Annotated in this window: 1 protein-coding gene; it reads left to right on the forward strand. The window is 44.4% G+C overall.

Features of this window, described 5'->3' with window-relative positions; all coding sequences use genetic code 11:
• Window positions 1-80 precede the first annotated feature (80 nt).
• Window positions 81-1,144 (forward strand): ISKra4 family transposase gene (locus tag CDG79_RS40550; protein WP_094347047.1). Its coding sequence is split into 2 segments (ribosomal slippage): window positions 81-234 and window positions 234-1,144, totalling 1,065 coding nucleotides; the frame shifts between segments, so codons are not numbered across the junction.
• Window positions 1,145-1,171 lie beyond the last annotated feature (27 nt).

Below are 1,171 nucleotides of genomic sequence, written 5' to 3' on the forward strand. Positions count from 1 at the left end.
AGGGAGCATCCCATTTTTGCAGAAATACTGATTCATGAGTGTAGTATGGGGAGAACACAATACTGACTTAAACCATAGGCATGACCCCCGAAGAAAAAGAACGGTTACAAGCAGCAGTAAAAGAAATCGCGGCAATCCTGTATAAAAATACATCACCATCCGAGTTAGAGAGTTTGGAAGGAATCGAAAAAACAGTGCGATCGCAGATGCTGGAGTACGTCAGTCCCGAAATCGCCTTTTTTTTATCGAACAAACTACAGGCACAAATAAAGGACGACCCAGACAAATCAAAAGTTGTGTAGGGGAGTTGCCGATCACGGAAAAGCAAGCGCAAAAATTGGGACTGGAGCCAAGAAGTCACCTGAGTCCAGTATTAGAGAAATGTAGCTTCAGACTATGTGCCAATGAGTCCTACCAAAATGCCGAGTTGGAACTAGAAGCATTAACGGGAGTGAAAGTCGGACATAGCACACTACACCGATTGGTGAGCAGACAGGATCTGCCACAACCATCGGCATTGCAAGCGGTTTCTGAAGTGAGTTTGGACGGGGGTAAGGTGCGGTTGCGAACACCAAAAGGACAAGAATGTGAGTGGCGTGATTATAAAGCGGTACGCTTAGGCGGAATTTATTATGGCGCTTTTTTTCACGATCACCAATCCCTTTTGGATTGGGTTAACTCACAGAGGCTAGTCACCCCATTAGTGTGCTTGGGGGATGGGCATGATGGTGTTTGGAAATTATTTACTGAAATTGGCAGTTCCTCAACCCGACTGGAGATCCTCGATTGGTATCATTTGCGGGAAAACCTCTATAAAGTTGGTGGTTCTCTCAAACGACTAAAGCTTGCAGAAAACTTACTCTGGATTGGTGAGGTAGATGCAACGATCGCTTTGTTTGTTGATTTAGCCAAAAAACAAGCAAAGAATTTTTGTGCATATTTGAACAAGCATCGAAGTCGGATTATCAATTACGGCTACTATCAGGCGGAACAGATTTGCTCTATTGGTTCTGGATCTGTGGAGTCTGCTATTAAACAAATCGGTCTGAGGTTGAAACTTTCTGGTGCTCAGTGGAATCCTGCCAATGTGCCGTCCATACTACAACTTCGCTGTGCCTACCTCAATGGTCAACTTGCTATCTAATGTTTTTGCAAAAATGGGATGCTCCCG

Source organism: Nostoc sp. 'Peltigera membranacea cyanobiont' 232 (genome assembly GCF_002245985.1).
GTDB lineage: Bacteria > Cyanobacteriota > Cyanobacteriia > Cyanobacteriales > Nostocaceae > Nostoc.